General features: G+C 43.4%; 17 protein-coding genes. 1 reads left to right on the top strand and 16 read right to left on the bottom strand.

All coding sequences use genetic code 11. The features are described 5' to 3' along the window. Nucleotides 1-170: 170 nt before the first annotated feature. The 7 genes from ACIFSR_RS00545 to ACIFSR_RS00515 all read right to left on the bottom strand — a co-directional run bounded on the left by ACIFSR_RS00545 (nucleotide 171) and on the right by ACIFSR_RS00515 (nucleotide 9581). On the bottom strand, nucleotides 171-764 hold the full coding sequence (locus ACIFSR_RS00545; RefSeq protein WP_339209759.1) for a chloramphenicol phosphotransferase CPT family protein: 594 nt from the start codon (nucleotides 762-764) through the stop codon (nucleotides 171-173). Nucleotides 765-956: 192 nt separating this feature from the next. Then, entirely contained in the window at nucleotides 957-1454 is a 498-nt protein-coding gene (locus tag ACIFSR_RS00540) for an AAA family ATPase (RefSeq protein WP_339205000.1), read from the bottom strand. Between the two features lie 182 nt (nucleotides 1455-1636). Continuing rightward, the gene (locus ACIFSR_RS00535) at nucleotides 1637-1945 is read right to left on the bottom strand and encodes a hypothetical protein (protein ID WP_339205001.1); all 309 of its coding nucleotides are present in this window, start codon (nucleotides 1943-1945) and stop codon (nucleotides 1637-1639) included. A 92-nt stretch (nucleotides 1946-2037) separates the two neighbouring features. Further along, nucleotides 2038-3144, bottom strand: coding sequence for a C45 family autoproteolytic acyltransferase/hydolase (locus ACIFSR_RS00530; RefSeq protein WP_430054053.1), 1107 nt, complete (start codon nucleotides 3142-3144; stop codon nucleotides 2038-2040). 593 nt (nucleotides 3145-3737) lie between these two features. Beyond that, nucleotides 3738-6419, bottom strand: coding sequence for an S-layer homology domain-containing protein (locus ACIFSR_RS00525; protein ID WP_430054050.1), 2682 nt, complete (start codon nucleotides 6417-6419; stop codon nucleotides 3738-3740). Between the two features lie 381 nt (nucleotides 6420-6800). Beyond that, nucleotides 6801-8126: a UDP-N-acetylmuramoyl-L-alanine--D-glutamate ligase gene (gene murD, locus ACIFSR_RS00520; protein ID WP_430054048.1), complete on the bottom strand. Its 1326-nt coding sequence runs from the start codon at nucleotides 8124-8126 to the stop codon at nucleotides 6801-6803. 255 nt (nucleotides 8127-8381) lie between these two features. Then, nucleotides 8382-9581: an MFS transporter gene (locus ACIFSR_RS00515; RefSeq protein ID WP_339205005.1), complete on the bottom strand. Its 1200-nt coding sequence runs from the start codon at nucleotides 9579-9581 to the stop codon at nucleotides 8382-8384. 439 nt (nucleotides 9582-10020) lie between these two features. Here ACIFSR_RS00515 and ACIFSR_RS00510 point away from each other — a divergent pair, with 439 nt between their 5' ends. Then, entirely contained in the window at nucleotides 10021-12282 is a 2262-nt protein-coding gene (locus tag ACIFSR_RS00510) for a fibronectin type III domain-containing protein (RefSeq protein ID WP_430054045.1), read from the top strand. 64 nt (nucleotides 12283-12346) lie between these two features. On the opposite strand, the gene ACIFSR_RS00505 is transcribed toward ACIFSR_RS00510, so the two are convergent. From ACIFSR_RS00505 to ACIFSR_RS00465, 9 genes are all read right to left on the bottom strand, one after another. Next, entirely contained in the window at nucleotides 12347-13186 is an 840-nt protein-coding gene (locus ACIFSR_RS00505; protein ID WP_430054042.1) for an SDR family oxidoreductase, read from the bottom strand. Then, complete coding sequence (locus tag ACIFSR_RS00500) at nucleotides 13183-13710, bottom strand: YfiT family bacillithiol transferase (RefSeq protein ID WP_430054039.1); 528 nt, start codon at nucleotides 13708-13710, stop codon at nucleotides 13183-13185. The genes ACIFSR_RS00505 and ACIFSR_RS00500 overlap by 4 nt, the downstream gene beginning before the upstream one ends. Nucleotides 13711-13865: 155 nt before the next feature. Then, nucleotides 13866-14576 carry a hypothetical protein gene (locus tag ACIFSR_RS00495; protein ID WP_430054036.1) on the bottom strand — a complete coding sequence of 237 codons (711 nt, stop codon included), beginning with the start codon at nucleotides 14574-14576 and terminating at the stop codon, nucleotides 13866-13868. A 453-nt stretch (nucleotides 14577-15029) separates the two neighbouring features. After that, a complete protein-coding gene (locus tag ACIFSR_RS00490) occupies nucleotides 15030-15482 on the bottom strand; it encodes an EVE domain-containing protein (protein WP_430054034.1) in 453 nt (150 codons plus the stop codon). 38 nt (nucleotides 15483-15520) lie between these two features. Next, complete coding sequence (locus ACIFSR_RS00485; RefSeq protein WP_430054081.1) at nucleotides 15521-16063, bottom strand: DinB family protein; 543 nt, start codon at nucleotides 16061-16063, stop codon at nucleotides 15521-15523. Between the two features lie 67 nt (nucleotides 16064-16130). Beyond that, nucleotides 16131-17078 (bottom strand): helix-turn-helix transcriptional regulator, encoded by a 948-nt coding sequence (locus tag ACIFSR_RS00480; RefSeq protein ID WP_430054030.1) that lies wholly within the window; start codon nucleotides 17076-17078, stop codon nucleotides 16131-16133. Nucleotides 17079-17524: 446 nt separating this feature from the next. Further along, complete coding sequence (locus tag ACIFSR_RS00475; protein WP_430054027.1) at nucleotides 17525-18022, bottom strand: GNAT family N-acetyltransferase; 498 nt, start codon at nucleotides 18020-18022, stop codon at nucleotides 17525-17527. Nucleotides 18023-18058: 36 nt separating this feature from the next. Next, nucleotides 18059-18610 (bottom strand): SMI1/KNR4 family protein, encoded by a 552-nt coding sequence (locus tag ACIFSR_RS00470; RefSeq protein ID WP_430054025.1) that lies wholly within the window; start codon nucleotides 18608-18610, stop codon nucleotides 18059-18061. Continuing rightward, nucleotides 18607-19620: a serine hydrolase domain-containing protein gene (locus tag ACIFSR_RS00465; protein ID WP_430054079.1), complete on the bottom strand. Its 1014-nt coding sequence runs from the start codon at nucleotides 19618-19620 to the stop codon at nucleotides 18607-18609. Before ACIFSR_RS00465 ends, ACIFSR_RS00470 begins: the two co-directional genes overlap by 4 nt. Nucleotides 19621-19712: the final 92 nt, after the last annotated feature.

Below are 19712 nucleotides of genomic sequence, written 5' to 3'. Positions count from 1 at the left end.
ATTAGACTGTTTAAAAATAGAAACAGCGGTAGCCTTGGACTCAGATATTAAGTCCAAAACTGCCGCTGTTTATTGAACTAACGTTCTCCGTTAGCTCAATCCCGAAATCCCTCGGACGCTGAGGGGCGATAGCCCCAATGCTTGAATATGGTGGTATCTGGATACGCCATCTAGGAAACACTAACATTTTTTTTGCTTAATTTCTTAAATACCGAGTATTCCTTATCGGACTTAATAAAATTTAATATTTTTTCGGCACATTCTTTTGGGTTCATCTCTTCAGTATTTACTTCGAGGTCATATTCATCAAAGCAATATACTTTGCTAAACTGTGAAGCTGCCAGTCCAATTTTTCTATCTCCTCTTGCTTGCTCTCTTCTTATGAGTTCTTCTTTCGAGCATATTACACCTATAAATAACGTAGGCTGATCGAAAAATTGATCAAGAAACTCATTAAACCTCTTGTCATTGTCGATTACGGTATCTACTATTACATTAAAACCCAGTTCTGATAACAATTTAATTGTAGAATGGTACACTGAAAATATGGAATCATCAAGTAATTGTGAGACAACTTGATGATCTATTTCTCTTGGAGGTTCATCTGGAAATTTATTATTAATAAAATCATTGTAATTATTAAAAAAATCATCAATTGATAAATGATAAAAAGGAATCTCTTTCTGATTTATCAGTTCAGTCGATATGGAAGTCTTTCCAGAACTTGAAGTTCCATTTAGATAAACTAATATCCCTTGCTTCAATTTAATCATCCCTTCAAAAAATAATCTTTGCGTATTTTTCAGATAACGTTGTATTCACAGTTTATAAAATTATTCAACTCAAGGAATATTCTGGAAACGATTGAATTATCCTGCCCATTAGCTTAATAAAAACAAGGAGCAGCTACCGTAGTATCTGCTTCTTGTACTGTTCAACTAATGTTCCCTATTAGTTCAAGCGTATTGGAGAACCCACTCTTTTATCTGAGAGGCAACTTCGGTTACATCATTATCCGTTGTATCAATAGTAGGCATAGGTGGGTTATAGACCTCATCAGCAATTTCAAGCAATCGTTTTGCAAAGTTTTTGTGGTTTTGAATCTCTTCCTCTGACCAATTTCTTTCACGTAGACGTTTCTCGCGAGTTTCTTCATCACAATGTAGGTTTAGGTAATATACATGCTTAAAAAATGGATAGTCCGCACATTTTTCAATATCCCAAGGCATCATTGTTCCGCATATTATAGTCATGCGCCCACTTTGAGCGATATTTCGTGCAACCCTAAGCCAAATATTTCGCATTTTCTCCCAATCATGCCCAATAAATTCAACAAGATTATCAGGGTCAAAAATATCAAAATCAGGCATCAATCTCCGTAGTTCCTTTATGACATATGTTTTCCCTGACCCACTTGCACCTGTTACGATAAATAAAGGCAATTTATTTTCCATTAGTTTTACCACCTCCCATTTACTTATATTTACAATTATAACACCTCACAAATGATATAAAAGGTAGTAAACAATTATAACTAAACTGCCAGTTAGCGTAATGAAGCAGCCGATCATTGTGATCGGCTACTTCCGTTTTTTTATTGAAATATCCTTTTCCGTTACTTCAATTCCTGGAAACATTACCAAATATAATAGCCTGAGTGTTTTTTGTTATTTATTAAAATCATGGTTATTGAAACAGCACCAAATATAATATATATCCCTAGAAATACTGGTAATGAGAGGATACCCTTGTTTTCAAAAATTCCCATTATAATAAAAGTCATTCCTAATAAGATGTGTGGGAATATCAATCCTTTTTGGAATGAGGCTAGCTCATCCTCACTCAAAATATCTATTACGGATTTTCTAAGAAGAATTTTAAGTTTAAAAAAATGACAACCCCCGATTACAAGCATCCAAATACCTAGAAAAATTTGTGCATACATTCCCTTACCTCCTTTCTTAACATATCACCACTTTTTACCAACTCTTTTGTTAAGCAAATCTGCCCGTTAGCTCAATCACAAAAAACTAAGTATCATTGCATCTCTCTCCAAAATTGTTCTGGGTTCTCAATAATTTCATTATTATAATCACAAATAATTTCTTGAATCCCAATTGGTGCATCAAAATCTATCACATGCCATGGGTTCATATCCGAAGGACCAAAACTAACCTTCAATTTCTTTTCCGTTACATCAAATATCATACTTCTAAGGGTACCCATCCCACTTGAATAAAAATGGCAGCATGGACCATTTGGATACGGAGTGGACATTAAGTTCCTTATCTTTTCATCATTGATATAAGGAGCATCTCGTAATAACGAGTTCAACACGGAAGAATAGCGCATCTCAGAATGCCAAAAGTGATGTTCATCGAATTCCTTCATTTCATGACTCACATAATGATTTGTGGAAACCAATAAGCCACCAGTTGGTTTTCGCACTGAAATCCTTTTTTTATTTGATGAAAAGCTTGCCACCTCGAATACAGAAACTTGATTATCAGCATCCGCTACCAAAAAATTCGCATTCGTACACAACGGTATTTCTTCAAGCAAACATTGAGCTTCATAAACATCTTTACAGCGGTCTAAAATTGCACGAATAGCGACCCAAAACTCACATCCATCCCCACCAAGCGGTTTCAAGTAAGCCGTACTAGTCATGGAAACAACGAGTCCAAATTCGTTCATTCCATCCATTCTACCTGCATTTTGTAATGAGAAACCAATGTGTTTTGGTTTTCCTGTTACCCGGGTAATACATAAACTTCTTTCATCTCTTACAAAATATTCATAACTCCTTCCAACATAAAAATGCCCATCGCTCGTGTTGGAAGGAAGTACTCCAAATTGACAGCAATTATGAGAGTTGTGATACGAATTTGAAAAGCAAATTATTTTTTCCGGTTCTATACCTACTTCATCAGAAAATCCCTGTACTTCATCCACAAAACCAGGGCATATTTTGTCTATCAACATCATTCTCCTATGGGCAGTTGCTAATGATATATAATCCTGCCCTTCCATTGGACTAATAAAATATGGGATATCATCTGGATAGTTTTCTTTCATTGTAATCGCACGTTGTTTACCTACCTCATAACTGCTACCTTCAGCTACATGAATATCAAAAATCATAGGTTCTTTTTTTCATTTTTATCCATATCTTTTGCACCTCCATAGATTACTGGTTCATCTTGGGAGTAATCTAACATATTAAAAAAATTAGGTCTATGCGATTGATGGTTCTTCGCTATACTGCGTGGTTAAATGTACGTTTTAAAAGCTAATAGAGCGATTTGACATGGAGCCTCTATGGGCATGAGTCCTCGCGAAAAGCCGCGAATGGCAAGTCTTCGCGAAGCAAATTAGCTTATCATGCCCGCCTCTCCGTGTGAATCACACAATCTTTTGTTCCACCCAGGAATAGTGAGGAAGCCGAATGATTATCCTCTGAAGCTTATTGAACTATCCTGCTCGTTGGTTTAATAATCGCTCCTCGTTTAACACTTGTGTTTAATCGCTCGGATTGCTTTTATCTTCTCCACTTTAACAAATCAGTCTTATGTCTTGTTAGACGCAGCTTTAAATGTATCTTACTCTCATCCATATTAGAATGGACACAATCAAGCTTCCGTTAAGAGTACCGCTATTTCGTGCTGTGAATGACGCTACAATATACAAAAAGAACCTTCAAGCTGCACGATACGCGGCTGAAGGTTCTTTCGTATTTAGATATGCAAGCGATCAAGCAGCCTGAAAATCATGGCCGCGGCTTCCGCTCGGCTTGCTGCACGATCGGAACGGAACGTTTGATCGATATAGCCCGTGATAATACCTTCCGAAACCGCACGGTTGATGGAGTCCTTCGCCCATGCCGGAATAGCAGCTGCGTCTTTAAATATCATTACCGCACTTGCTGGCTGCTGCTCGTTAGCCTTTAAAGCATTCGCAATCATGACTGACATCTCAGCGCGTGTAATCGTTTGATTTGGCTTGAAAAGCATTTTCCCGTTTTGCTCGTAGCCTTTCAAAATACCCGCTTGCACAGCAGCAGCTACATCAGCTCCAGCCCATGCTGGAATGTCGCTGTTATCCGCAAAGCTTGCAGCTCCTGAAGCCGCTGGCAGTCCCAGAGCTTGCACGATCATTTTGGCAAAAGCAGCACGAGTAACCTTCTCTTCTGGATGGAATGTCCCATCCTCAAAACCTTGAATTACGTTCATGCCAAGCAAGCGATCCGCAAATGGTGCCACCCAGTGCGTTGTCGCATCGGAGAACTGCTTCGCTTCTACTTGGAAAACTGCAAATTTGGTAAAGTGGTTTACCTTTGCTGAAATTGTGCCATCTGCTTTAACAGTGCCGCCAACATAAATCCAACGCTTTTGCAGCTCGTTATAGTAATAAATGGCCGTTTTTTTGCCCGATTGGACTTGATCCTTCTTGTAGTTGAAGCTAATTTCCACCGGTTTGTTGAATTGGTTGCCTGCTGTGCTTTGGAATTCGACCACCGGACTAAGCGCCTCAAGCGTCCCAGCCGACGGTGCCTCATTCTCCCCTACAACCTTAGCGCTTATTTTTCCGTTAACAGCTGCAGCGCCTGCTGGCACATTAAAGCTAATAACATCTTTAATTGCGCCATCAATCCCTTTCGACGCATCCAAGTCTACTTCTACAGAAGTAGCTGGAGCCGGAGGAGGCGTCACGATCGGTCCTGGACCTGGATCTGTGTTGCCATCGTCTTTTGGCTCACTCGTTACAAAGATAGGATTCGAATAAAACCAAAGATCCTTGTAGTTGCGATCGTTAATTTCATTAAACCGTTTCATATAACGGATATCTAGATCCGCAATCGTTGTATCGTCTTCTGTTCTGACGTCAATGAGCGGCTCGCCGTTTTCAGTTTCGCCAGCTACATTTTCGCCAAGATTAGTGCCTCTTAGTCTAAAATACTGATCTTTGTACGCTGGATCGAGATCATACGTAATGACATTGTAGCCTTCCGCGTCTGTTGTCCAGTCTTCGCTCGTGAATCTGGCAATGACCTTCGTTGAATCATTCGTATCTTTGTTGTATTCATCCGTACCAGGCTTAACCTCACCTGTAACATCACCGGCAATCAAATCTACGTGGTCAACCTTAACAGCATTTGTCACGTCACTTTGGTAAATATATTTGTCATTGATAGCAGGATTTTCACTTTTAATCACGGCGTAATTGTTTGTCTGCGGGCTTTTGAAACGAATGGTCAGCTTAAGCGCATCGCCATCCTTCACCTTCAAGTTTTGCCCCATTTCACCTTTGTTTTCACCGTTAGTAATCGTAAAATCTAGAGCATTAATCAGGTCACCTGTTGTCGAAAATGATTTGCCTGAACGCATGCCGTCCAGCACAGCTGCCATGTCGTTGCCTTCTACCCATGTATAATTTTTGGAATATTCACCCGGCGCGTAGCCACTAGAATAAAGACCTTGCGATACTTTAAAATGGGAATCAGAGTTGGTGAAATTCCAAAACCGGCGACCTTCTCCAAGCAGCGCGTCCCACACCCCGCCAACCTTAGCAATCATATAGTCGGAACCGCCGTACGTCTTGGTCTTGGGATTATTTTGATTCAAGCCGGCTCTATCTGGCTCCATCTGATTGCCTGGCATGCCCTCCATCCCAAAAAAGATGTTTGGCGCTATATTGTTAAAATCACGTATATCTGAAATTCGAAAAATCGCATTGCCATTGACAAGCTTTCTGGATGGATGGTTAATAATCATATAGCTGGAATCTGCATAATTTGTTTTCAACCACTTCACAGCATCGCGCGCTGTAGCCGCATTTAGTGCAGGTCGCGTAGGGTACAGCAATTTCCACTCCGCTACAACTGCCGGGTCAAACATGCTCTCCGGGCGATCCGTATACAAATATTCAAAAAGGCTCGTTGCCTTTAAGCTGCTTTCTTCGCTATCCGCTAATATGCCTGCTCCGACGTGATCGTAGGTTGGCATATCCCACTCAAACCCTGAAAAAATAATTTTATCCTTGTACTTTCCTGCTTCTTTTAGTTTATTTATGATGTTTACCTGATATTTATTAACAGCATCTTTAAATGATATCGGAGAAGGAAGCGAGTTTCCTTCATCATCCCGCTTCGAAGTTCTCAGATGATCAGATAAATTCATCCAGTCCATCCCATAGGTTTCAAAAGCTTGATCGAGCACCGTCTGAACTGATTGCTGCGCATCATCTGAAACGTAGGTATGGGCATGGTATTCCCCTGCCATCCATTTTCCAGTGCCTGAAGTCCCAGCCGACTGGTTGCCCGCTTCTGCGAATGTTGTTGTCAATGCTATATTTTGCCCTGCAAAGCTTGCTGTTAAAATAAAAGCTGCTGCCAGCTTGGCCCACTTATTAGATAACATGTTATAATCCTCCGTTATAATGTTATAATTGCCATCTGCCTATATCATGTTAGCTATGCCGCTAATGCTGACCTCCTATTACGATTGATTTGAACAGCTCCACCCAAATGACCACATGTCTAAAATAAGAGATTGCTCAGGCTCTGTCTATGCTTTTGGAGCAAACGATATAATTTCTTAACATTAGAGATTGGAGCAAAAAAATCTATTCACATAGGAGCTTCGTTGTAAACTGGCCCCAACTATAAAAAACAGCGGCAGTCGTGGACGAAAAAAAGTCCTAGACTGCCGCTGTATTATTGAGCTAACGTTACCCGTTCCCGTTTACCACACATGCGTTCAATCAGGATTTCCCGGAAAACGCCTGTGTCTTATTCAATCCTATCCCTCCGAACGACGCAGTGTCCCGACCAGCTCTACAAAGTGGCCCCCGCGTTCTTCAAAGTTGCTGTATTGGTCAAACGCAGTGCAGGCAGGGCTCAGCAGCACCGTGTCGCCCGGTGCGGCCAGCTTGTGCGCATGCGCCACGGCCTCGGCCAAGCCTTCGCAACGGAAAATAGGCGGGCAACTCGGCACGCTGCGCGCTGCAGCCTCGATTTGACTGGCCGCTTCGCCGATCAACAGCAACACCTTGACATGATCAGGCAGCAGCCTAGCCATCTCGTCAAACGGTACGTTCTTATCTCTCCCGCCGGCGATCAGCAGCACTCTGCCCACGTGCGCGTGCAGCGTGGCAACGGTACGGGCGGGGCTGGATCCGATTGAATTGTTGTAGTAATGCACGTCGTCCACAGTGGCTACCCATTGGTTTCGATGCTCCACGCCGGCAAATGTGCGTGCCGTCTCCAGAATTGCCTCGTCCGGCACGGTCCCCCTCACGGCGGTCATGGCAGCCATAACGTTTTCCACGTTATACCACCCGGGCAAACGAATGTCACTGATAGGTACCAGGCCGTCGATTACTCCATCGCAGACCGTGTGACCGCCGAAATACTTGGTCCGCCCCCGTCCGCGCAGTGCGGCGGTCGCCGGGTTGTCGCCGTTAAGAACGGCAAGGTCTTCTGCACTCTGAAAATCCAGCAGGCGGCGCTTGGCGGCAGTATATTCATCCATGTCGCGGTGCCAGTCGAGGTGATTGGGCGAGAGGTTGGTCATGACCGCCACGTGGGGAGAGCGCGTCATATCCATCAGCTGAAAGCTGGATAGCTCGACCGCGCACACGTCCAGCGGCGACATCTCGCCTGCACGCGTCAGCAGTGGCGTGCCAATGTTGCCTCCCAGATGAACTGTACGCCCCCCGTTTGCCAGCATGTCTGCAATTAACGACGTGGTGGTGGTCTTACCGTCCGAACCGGTCACGCCAAAAATGGGACAAGGGCACAACGCAAAAAACTCCTCCATCTCACTGGTCACACGGCTGCCGCCAGCGCGGGCCGAGTCCAGCGCCGGATGGTCTGGGCGCATGCCCGGAGTGCGGAACACGATATCGCCCCCAACGCGATCCAGGTAATTCTCCCCTAGGCGGAGCCCGACGCCTAGATCATCCCACTCCTTCCGGGGCAGGGCCGGATTGCGGTCGCGAACGATCACGCGCGCCCCTGCTGAACACAGCATGCGGATCAGCGGTGAGTTGCTGACGCCGGCGCCGATGATGGTCACGTCCTGGCCAGCCAGCGATTGGATATAGGTGTCAAAAGCAGGATTCATAAGCACCTCCGCTTAAAAAATGTCATTAAATCAAATATACCACATATTGGAACTACCCTGCCTGCCCGTTAGCCGTTCATTCAGCTCAATAATCAGTCCACCAAGGAAGAATTTTTTTCCTTCGACAATGAATGCGCCTCAAAAGCTAGAGATAAAAAAATAGGACTATAAACTAGCCCTATTCCCCTCAATATAAATTAAAAGACCCAAATAGATCAAGAAACTACACATTTGCAAGAACCATACTTTAGCAACTCAACTGGATATCTCTACTTTTGGCACCTCAACTGCTTTTGGACGAAATCCGAAACCAAGCAGCGCGAAGATGAGAAAGGCCGCACCTAAAAACAGAAAAATACTATGAACAGAAACATAACGAATCCCATAACCGCCAAGCGTCGGGCCCATGATGCTTCCAATACTAAAGTGAATTGAAGCGATAACATTCGCCGCAGGCAATATTGCCCGAGGCAGTATATCAGCTGCATAAGCGAGACCTAAAGAGTAAAACGATCCAACCACTCCGCCAGCAATAGCAAATAATACAAAGAGCAGCGCGATATTATCTCCGGCAACAGGTATGGTGAAAAACACGAGAGCCCCTACCACTGCACATCCAATCAACACCGGCTTCCTGCCGATCCGGTCACTCCAAATGCCAAGCGGCAGCTGAAGAATTAAAGCCCCGACTCCAAATGCCATGAGCAGAAGCGAAATCCAATGCTGGCTCAGGTTGATCCGCAATCCATACAACGGAAAGTTGCTATTCATAGAAGCTTCCATCAGTCCATATAAGAAGCCAGGTATAAGGACAAACCACGCGAGGCGGTAGGTTTTTACAAAGCGATTCTCAGACGCAGTTCCCCGTGCTGCTCGCTCCGGCATTTCATTCTTCATACGCAGCACAAGCATCAGTACAGTAACAAAAAATAAACTGGACACTAAGAATGGAACCGCCCTTCCAAGTGGAAGAAGATTGATGCCCAGCGGCCCTAAGCTGAAGCCGAGTCCATAAGCCATACCGTACAGCGAAATAAATTTTCCCCGTCGATCGGCTGGACTGGAGCTCACGATCCATAACTGCGTCGCATAATGAAGCGAGCTATCTCCGACACCAACCAGCAAACGCAAGACGAACCATATCGCCAACGAATGGGTAAATGGAAACAGTAGATTAGCAAGTGTAACGAATGAAATGCCGACTAAAATAACTTTTTTGTACCCAAAACGCATGACCGGCTTCTCAACGAAAAACATTGTGCAAAAAATTCCGATATACATAGCAGCTGAATTAATCCCGTTCATATCTGACGATACGCCTGAATCCTCCAGCATAATCGAAAGCAACGGCAGCAGCAGCCCTTGACTCATACCGGCTACTACAACAACTAAAAGCAATGTGGTTAAACGAACATGGAAAGAAGGCGAAGCTGAAGCTAAAGCACTTGATGACAAACCTGTTGCACTCCCTTTACTAAAACTATCATTCTGATTTTCTCCTTACACATTGTATACCTGAGAGTAGAGACTGACAACCGCTCATTCATTGGCAGCGCCTCTCGCAATCGCCTATGCTGATTCAGAATTGCTGGGTGCAACGATAAGTGATAGATTTTTCTCCCTAAACTACAGGAAAAATCCCCCTTTATTTTTACTCCTTTCCCCCTCAAAATAAAAGTTGTTTCCTCTTGAAATAGTCTCCTATTTGCCTATCAAGTTTTTTTACTCCATTGCAAGAAGAGTCGAACTCTATTGTACCTCTCGGTTTTTCGCCACACTCTAAGTTCATCCCATTTATACAGTTAGGAGGTGATGTTTTTAAGAGATTGAATGTAATCGCTTACAAAAAAGGTAGTGGTCAGAAGCTTTATATTGAGAAGGGAGATAGTTGACGATGAAAAATGATTCACGATCAACGAAACGAATGATGAAAGCTCTTTTAGCTGCCCTAGCGGCACTGCTAGTATTGACTGGATTGCCCTTAGGAACGGATAGAGTAGAGGCCGCAACAGCTCGCAACAAAATAATCGTAGGCTACTGGCATAATTTTGACAACTTCTCTACCAATATTCGTTTAAGAGATATTTCTCCGGATTACGATGTGATCCAGGTCGCTTTTGCCGAACCAACAGGTGGCGCACATACTGGCAATATGGTGTTCACGCCTTACAACGCAACCGTTAGCGAGTTTCAGTCTGATGTTGCTTTCCTTAAAGCGAGAGGACAAAAGGTGCTCATATCCATCGGCGGCGCTAACGGTGCAGTGGAGCTTATTACACCTCAGGCCAAAACAACATTTGTGAACACGATGAAGGGTATTATTAATTTATATGGATTTGACGGCCTCGATATTGACCTTGAAGGCAGCTCTCTTGCCCTTAACACAGGAGACACCAACTTCAAAGCTCCTACCACCCCAAAAATAGTAAATTTAATTTCCGCTACGCGTGAAATATTAAATAGCTATAGTCCAGATTTCCTTCTGACCATGGCTCCGGAAACGGCCTATGTTCAGGGTGGAGCAGGAAACTATACAGGACATTGGGGAGCATACCTCCCTGTCATCTATGATCTGCGAAATGAGCTGGATTACCTGCATGTACAGCATTATAATACGGGTCCCATGTTAGGCCTTGATGGTAAAGCCTATTCTCAAGGTACGCCTGACTTCCATGTGGCTATGGCTGAAATGCTCCTTGTTGGATTTCCTGTCGGAGGCAACCCGAATAATATGTTTCCAGCGCTTCGTCCAGATCAAATCGTCATTGGTTTGCCCGCTTCACCACAAGCAGCAGGCGGAGGTTATACAACACCGGCTAACGTCCAGAAAGCTCTTGATTATCTTATAAAAGGTATCCCTTTCGGCGGAACCTACGTTCTTCGAAATACTGCTGGTTATCCTGATTTAAAAGGATTGATGACCTGGTCTATCAACTGGGATAAATATACGAACAATCTTTTTTCTACTAGTCATCGTACCTATCTTGATCAATATGGTTCGGGTGGAGGTGACGTTACAGCTCCGTCAGTTCCTGCTAATCTTCAATTAACCGCCAAAACGTCCACGAGTGCGAGCTTGTCTTGGAATGCATCTACCGATGATCGAGGAGTAACGGGTTATATCGTCTCATATGGTTCAACTTCAACAACCGTTACAGGTACAAGCACAACAATCAGCGGTTTGACACCTAACACAGCGTATTCATTTACTGTAAAAGCAAGAGATGCAGCAGGCAATATTTCTGGCGCGAGCAACGTGATTAATGTAACTACTGATGCACCCGTTGTGGATGTAATAGCACCTTCTGTACCTGCTAATTTACGCACGACAAGTACAAGTGCATCCAGTGTCAACTTAGCATGGAACGCTTCCACGGATAACGTAAATGTAACCGGTTATACCGTGACTTACGGTACAACAAACGTGAATGCAACGGGTACAAGCGCAGCAATTAGCGGATTAACCCCTAACACTGCTTATACCTTTACAGTGAAGGCATATGATGCAGCAGGCAATGTGTCTGGCGCAAGTACGCCAATTACGGTTACTACAAGCCCCGCAAATGTTTGCACCGTACAGCAATGGAACACCGACACAGCCTATACAGGCGGACAGCGTGCTTCCTACAACGGCTCTGAATACGAAGCTAAATGGTGGACAAAAGGAGAGCGCCCAGATATAAGCAGCGTGTGGAAATTAATTGGTCCATGCGGCAATGCAGGACCAGCGGATACTACAGCGCCAACTGCCCCAAATAATCTTCAAGCAACAGGTGCTACAGCTTCTACCATTAATCTTTCATGGGGAGCATCAACGGATAATGTCGGCGTTACCGGTTACACCGTTTATTATGGCTCTTCCAGCCTCAATGTTGCTGGAATTACAGCTACCGTAAGCGGTCTTACAGCAAACACAGCCTACAGCTTTACAGTGAAAGCAAAGGATGCTGCAGGAAATTTGTCGGCAGCTAGCAACGTACTTCAAGCCTCAACTACAGCTAGCTCGGGCGGAACAACGACTTGGGCTGCTCAAACAAGCTATGTTGCTGGCAGTACAGTAACCTACGCGGGCCTCTCCTATGTTTGTCTCCAGCCTCATACCTCACTGGTTGGCTGGGAGCCGCCAAATGTGCAATCTTTGTGGCGGCTTCAATAATAAAGCAAGAAAATGGACTATGGGCGCAATAACCCATAGTCCATTCCTGTTTATATATCTTATATTACATTTCTAATTGAAGTTTACGTGTATTCAGCATGCCCTCCAGCCCCGTAGGATCGTTGCTCACTTTATAATGTACAAACGCTTCAGCTTTATCGGATGTACGAATGCGCAGCGGCTTCGTCTCCATATTTACTAATTGAAGCACAACATCAGCAACGGATTCAGAAGTTTGTGGAACGGAGTTTCGCTTGGAAAAGGTATTAATAATGGTGTCATACGTTTGTTTATAATCATCATCTGGAATACCGCCTGTTTTTTCAATATGTGCAAAAACAGTATTGTTGAAATGGGTCCCAATTGCTCCAGGCTCCAGCAAAGTCACATCAATATTAAATGCAGGCTTGTAGTAGGTCGCTAAGCTCTCCAACAACCCTTCAACTGCAAACTTGCTTGCGCAATAAATTTCATTTAATGGTTGTCCGACCAATCCCCCTACACTCGTCGTTGCGATCAAATGGCCTGAGTTCGACTTGCGAAGAAGTGGCAAACCCGCACGAATCGTATGCATAACCCCGTACACATTCGTATCAAAAACAGCTTGAATTTCCTCGAAAGTAGCTTGACCTAGAGCACGCAACAGCCCAAATCCTGCATTGCAAAATAAAACATCCATATAACCGTGTTTTTGCTTAATGACCTCAAATGCCTGCTCCAATGATTCCGGTTTAGTTACTTCCATTTCAATGAAATGTAGATTGGGCTGATCGCTATACTTTGCTTGATCACGTTCTGCATGCCGAGTTCCAGCGTATACGATCCATCCTTCTTCAGCAAATTTTAATGCTGTTGCAAGACCTATTCCGGATGAGGCGCCTGTAATGGCAATAATTTTATTCATGCCTGATTCTCCTTTTTTAAAAATATGGAAGCGATCTGTGCAGTATGATGCCGATTATGCCAAATGAATCGTTGAAGCGCAGCATCAAGACTCATGGCGCCGTGAGTTGGACTTGTAAACGTTCGTTGAAAATCTGATGATTGTAAAGATCGGAGAATTGCAGTAAACCGATCATGAACGGATTCCAGGAGATTCAGCGATGTTTCGAGGGGTGTTTCATAATCGCTTAATTCCGCCCATAAATCTTCTCTATATGAGCTGGCTGTGGGATTATCCTCCGTTAGCGCTCTCTTGAAACGGATAAAAGCATTCATATCGTTGTCAGCCATATGGTGAACAACCTGCCTGACGGTCCAACTGCCCGGACGGTATTGTAAAAGCAACTGCTCAGACGTTAAGTTTTGTACCGTATGCCGCAGAATCGGACATATTTGCGACACATCCTCAATCCAGCTTTGCCGAAGCTCGGTCGTTACATGCTGTATGAGTTCAAATTGCCCGACAGGATAACGTAACTCATTCATATGCTCGCCCCCCATTCTTTAATTAACCTTCAATAAACATAGGGATTTCCATATGGTTAGGATTAGAAATCCATTGTGACAATACTTCTCGTTGGTGCTCCCATAATAAAATTCAAATCATTGTCGGGATGCAAACTTAGCTGCCGTTCTAATTCTCACGTGATCACCTCACTATTTTTATCGCGTTTTCCTTTAATATTTATATTTGCTGATTGTCTTATTGCTCTTGCATTTTTTATGCTTGTCGCTTCTAATAATTTGTTCAAAATATCTACTGGAGTGTTGGCGTTTTGGGATAATGACAGCCAAACATAGGGCTCTTTTGTCTCAAAAAGGGATTGAAACTCTTCAAGTGTTAAATCATTGCAGCTCGCATATTTAGCAGTGTCTACTACAGTAAGCAATCTTTGCAATACGTCTGCATCCATATTCCTTTTTATAGCTGCTTCGAGTAATCTTCGCTTTTCAGGTGATGACGGCTGTTTATAAATCAAGCTCTCCATCATCCATTTATGATTATCGTATTTGTTAAACAGCAGCTCTATTACTTCATGGCCAAAGGATAGTTGAGTATAGACGTCTATCGCTAGTGTCAATAAAGCTTCGTCTACTATCTCTGCTAATCTCCACAAGACATCGTAGTCTTGTTTGGAATGACCTAAGTCCATAATAGCAATATTCCTATCTATAAGGGAAAAAGCGATTTGCTTCGGGAGAGGTTCATCGTATAACGAGATTAGTTTTTTCCAAACCTCCTCCTCCCCATCCGTATTTTTAGCTTCATTGTAAATTTTATATAATAGGTCTTCCGTTAATTCTATTTCCATTTGATTAGAATGTAACAATTGTTCGATAAAAGGATTCATTTTACTCCATTCCTTTCATTAAGAAACGTCACTCCATATCGTACAGATTATTAAAATATTCAATAGCTTGATCCAATAGTTGTTGATTCATATCCGAAATCGTCTCATTTGTATAATAGGCAAGATGTGGAGTACATACAACATTAGGCAGATCATATAGCTTTCGAACGTTTGCTCTAATTTATTTCGTTTCTGTGCTGTTAGATGGATTGTTTTGTCTACTGCACATTGCCATTTCTGTTTCATTTCTATCCTCTTCTCATGGATTCTATAGGTTTAATCTCATAATAATAGAGAACCTAAACCGTTTCCAATATCTAGTTTATATAGGAAAAATAGATATAGCCTATAACAAAGCACCTCAGACTTCCTAAAGTAAGTTTTAGACTGGCCTCAGAAATTGAAACAGCGACAGCCTAGGATATGAAAATAAAGTCCTAGACTGTCGCTGTTTTATGAACTTTCTATCTGCTCATTTAGCATCGCTTTGGCAATTGTCAAAAAGTCCTCCCGACTGATCTCAAAATGACCGTAGCGGAAGGAATACCCCCAATTTCGGTTCCCACGAGTGAAGCTAAGCTTTTCTAAAAGATCTCTAATCTGTACCTCGCGGCATGAAATATAGCGGATATTTCGGCGTAATGGCACAAATGATTCCGACATCTGATATTCGTAGACTTTATCATCATCCACTTCTCCAATAGCGGTGAACGCTTGGAGTGGTGCCCCGTTCCTTATTTCTGTTCGCGGGGAATAGTAGATCAACCAATCGCCTGCTCGCATCTTATGTAAAGGTGCTGACTTGCCGTGGCAGAGCTGAGCGAATCCCCCCGACTCTCCACACTTCACATGGGATGCGGACACGACACCAATCCAGAAGCGGCTTTGCTCGTTTATTTCATCCATTTGCATACCTCGAAATCCCTTCCTTTTTTAAAACATGTTTATGTCGCTTCCCGTACCAGCTCTTGCTTTAAGCGGTCCAGCTGCAGGAGATGGTGACGGTAGTGCATTTCAACAAGCAGAAACCACTCCTCCGCACACAATCCACCGAATCTCGGATGGGACACTGTATGTTTTTTGGACACTTTTTCAAGGGTAGGTTCAATGTCCTTCATTCTCTGGATGACAGTGTGTAAGCCTTGAATCAGCTGCTCTTTGCTTTCCGGCTGCTCCGGAGTATATTGTGGGGAAGGCGGAACATGAATACGAGTGGGCGGGAAGCTTCCTTGAGAAAATATAGCCACACCAACCTCGGTTTTTTCCGTTCCAGGAACCGTGGGATCTTGGCTTGGCATCAAGCATTGATCAAGATTACGAAGCTGCATATAAAGCGCCGAGCTAATGAGATGTTGAAACATCTGACCGATTGACCATTCGTTTTCACTTTGCTTTTGCCTCAGCTGCTCCAGACTGAATTGATCCAGTTCATGAATATAATGTGCCGCAGTTTCCTCAAATCGTTGTAATGCTACCTTTGTTGTAATCATCGTCTATCATCGCCTCTAATCATCTTTTTTCTAAGTATACAAAAACGCTACTGACACCATTATGTCAGTAGCGTTTTAACGTTTTTTTCAGTTCGTTTCTAACCCGATGTCGGAAGGATTCCGGCTCCAGCACAACCACTCCGCCTCCCCAGCTGAGCACCCAATGCAGCAATTCCTCAGGCTGCCGAACACGTAAGGTCACCAGCAACCCTTCGGTATGATCCTCTATGGTTTCTATATAGAAGTTGTTCGATTCCCTTACCTTATCGGCAATGTCAGGTTGGACACATATGCGCACACGAACGTTGCGATCGTCTGGAGGTTGGTATACATCTAAATTGAAATCTGCTGGCAGCATAAATCTATCTTCCAGCTCGATAAGCTCCGACATCCGGGACAAACGAAAATGACGGATGTTTTGACGCAATTCGCACTGTGCAACGAGTACCCATGACCCTTGAAGAAGAACAAGTCCATAAGGAGCAACCGTACGAACACTTTGGCGGTTCCCATCAGCCTCGGCAATTCTTTTGGAATAGCGGAATCTTATTTTTCTTTCCTCCAGAATCGCTCTACGAATCGCTTCCAAGTATGCCTTCTCTTGTATTCGTGCTATATCTTCAACGGAAGCAAGCAAACGAAAGCTCTTGCGAATCCGGGATGCCCTACTACGGATCGGTTCCGGCAGGATGGCTTCAATCTTTCCTCTTGAAGTTCGAGACTTACTGCCATAGTGAACATCAAACCATTGCTCGATAAAATCTGTCCCGATGAGTAACGTCACTGCTTCTTCTACCGTGAAACTGACTGGCGGTAGGAAATACCCCTCCATTAGGGAGTATCCCTGCCCTGGCGCTCCTATCACGGCTACGCCAGCTTCACTCAAAGCCTGAATATCCCTGTAGATGGTTCTCACGCTTGTTTCAAATGTAGCGGCTAAATCCTCGGCTCGTAACACTTCGTTACGCTGCAGCTCAAGCACTATAGCTAACAAACGATCCGTTTTGTTCATGCACTGCACCCTTTTCCGAGAGATTGTTTATACCAGAGTTCCTCCACTGAAAGTATATCACTAAGGTATCCTGCCCGTTAACTTAATGAAGCAACGTCAGTCTACAACTTTATTTTCTTCTGACAACATATAATTTATAGAGAAATGAAGTCAAATAAGGTTGGTTAGGTTCGTTACAAACGATAAAATCCCCTACCAGCGGCTTGTACTCTGGATAGATACTTGTTATGAATCATATCATGGTGAAGAACTCATGATTCGCTATGGGGTGCACATGTCTCTGGCTGGTCTAGACGACCAGTCTCAAATTAAGGTTCGTCAAGCACTAATACTTAAACTGCGTGTGCTGGTGCCCACTATCTTTTTTCCAGCAGCCGTGTCGGGAGTTGCGGTGCTAGTACTGAGCGGCTCCGAGCTAGTTATGCAAATTGAAAAGATGACTATTCTCATAAGTGAATCCAGTAATTGCATTTCCCATCTTCATTTGCTTCTAGTACACCATTATTTAACTCAATGACTCTTCTAGAAGCGATATTACTTTCCACACAAGTCAGCATAACATCCTTAATTCCCATGCTTTCTGCGTTTTTTAGGAGTTCATTTAACATGACCGTACCGTAGCCTTTTCCGCGTTTGCTTGGTCTGATCGTATACCCTATATGCCCGCCTGATATTTTTAAATTATCATTCAAATAATGCCTCAGCTTTCCGTAGCCTACGGGATATGAATCAACGAATAACCAGAAAACAGTCTGGGGAACGTGCTGGGGTAAGAGATCAATACCTTGCGAGATCGCTATGTTTTTTCGAATAAATGAAGGAAATTGACTATAATCGATATCATACGAACTATTCACAAACCCATTTTCTCCTGGGCCTATTTCTACTAACATGTCAAAAATATCACGTCCATCATCTACGCTTGCTGCTTTTAGTTCAATCATCTTCTTTAGGCCTCCTATTTATATATTCCGCATCCACTAGTCTCTTAATCTATTATTATTTCCCTCGTTATAAATGGGCCAATTCCAATACTTCTCACCCTGACATATGATAAAACGATCAAACCATTGCTCAAAATTCATATGCAGCGGCCTCGCATCATAAAAATGTTCAATATGGCCTTTGACCATTAAGTAATGGTCTGAGCCTTCGTTAAAAGCTTTTAAATGAATAACAATGTCATCCTGATAAATGTAAGCTACTTTCAAATAACCTTCATTAGGCTCCTCGTACGTTACTCCAAATGTATCTTGCCACCCGTATAAGTAGGCCTCTCCTCCGTACTCCGGATGGTCAAAGAGCGAGCAGCCATTCGTTATTCTAAGGAAATTCAAATAATCCTGAGGAAGTTTACAACCCAGTTTTTCCTGAAAAAGCATTAAATCTTCTTCCCGTACAGGGGATCTAAATGTACATTTGGCCTCGTATAGTTCACCTTCACGCAGCTGTAAGGTTAATAACCCGTTGCCCGCCTCTAATCTTTGTTTTAAGGAAGTGATGGTTTTCTTAATGATACCGCCTTGAATCATCGAGCACCTCCATAACTGCGAAGCAGATCATATGCCATATTTCCAAACTTTCTAATGTCGTATAAGTAATCATACCCGCTCGAATCCTGCAGCTGGTTATACATGCGAACCACTACGGCATCGCAGCTCGGAATGACCAGACAGGCGCAGCCTGTAATTCCAAGAACTTGATAAGCGTCGCTCGGCAGATGCTCGCCAATTTGATTCAAGGGAGTATCACTTTGCAGCCACCATATAAAACCATTTCGAGGCAGGTGAGAGGGAACAGTGAGCGGCGTATGCAGCGTAGTAGCTCTTGCAAAAACAGTTTGCGGCAGCAACTGTTTTCCATTTACATTGCCGTTTTTAAGATGCATATGTCCCCACATCGCTAGATCGCGCGCACTAACGAACAAATTGCTTTGATCACCCGCATCACTATCGTTTGGCCCCACCCACGTATCTTCATCATCGTAATAATTATATATAAGCTGCTCAGCTGCTTTTGTTCTCCAGTCCGTTTCCTTTAACCCATATTGATTAAATACATGACTCGCCATAAAAGAACTTAAGTTTTGCCCCGTTATATGCCTAACTATTTGAAAAAGCATGCCAATTCCCGTATTGCGGTATGCCCATCCATATCCAGCTGGGAACTCTCTTGCTATCTTCCCGTTCTCTTCGATTAATCCATGGGTATGCGTAAGCAAGTCCCTCAACGTTACCCCTCGCGCTGCATCTTTATAATCATTGAGATACTGCCCGATTTCATCATCCACGCTGCCTATTTTCCCTTGCTCTATTAATAAGCTGACAGCAAGCGCTAGATACGTTTTACGGATTGATGCTACGTTGAACTGCGTTTTTTCATCCACGAGTCTCGATGCATCTGATGCTTCATGTGTACCGGAATACCACTCGTTTACAACAACATCGTTCTGAATGATATAAGTTGCGGCAGCTGTGGCGCCGATACTTTGTTGAATAACATAGACATACTCATTCAGGCTTTGAAAATGATTCGTTTCCATTCTCTGCACATAATCCTCTCCTGCTTCAGAGTTGATTGACCAATTCTGATTAACAATAATCCGCTGCTCTTACATTGTCAAATAAACCCAAC

The sequence above is a fragment of the Paenibacillus sp. NRS-1760 genome (assembly GCF_050467785.1).
Classification (GTDB): Bacteria; Bacillota; Bacilli; order Paenibacillales; family Paenibacillaceae; genus Pristimantibacillus.
The sequence above is the reverse complement of the archived record's forward strand: the minus strand, read 5'-3'. Positions and strand labels throughout refer to the sequence as shown.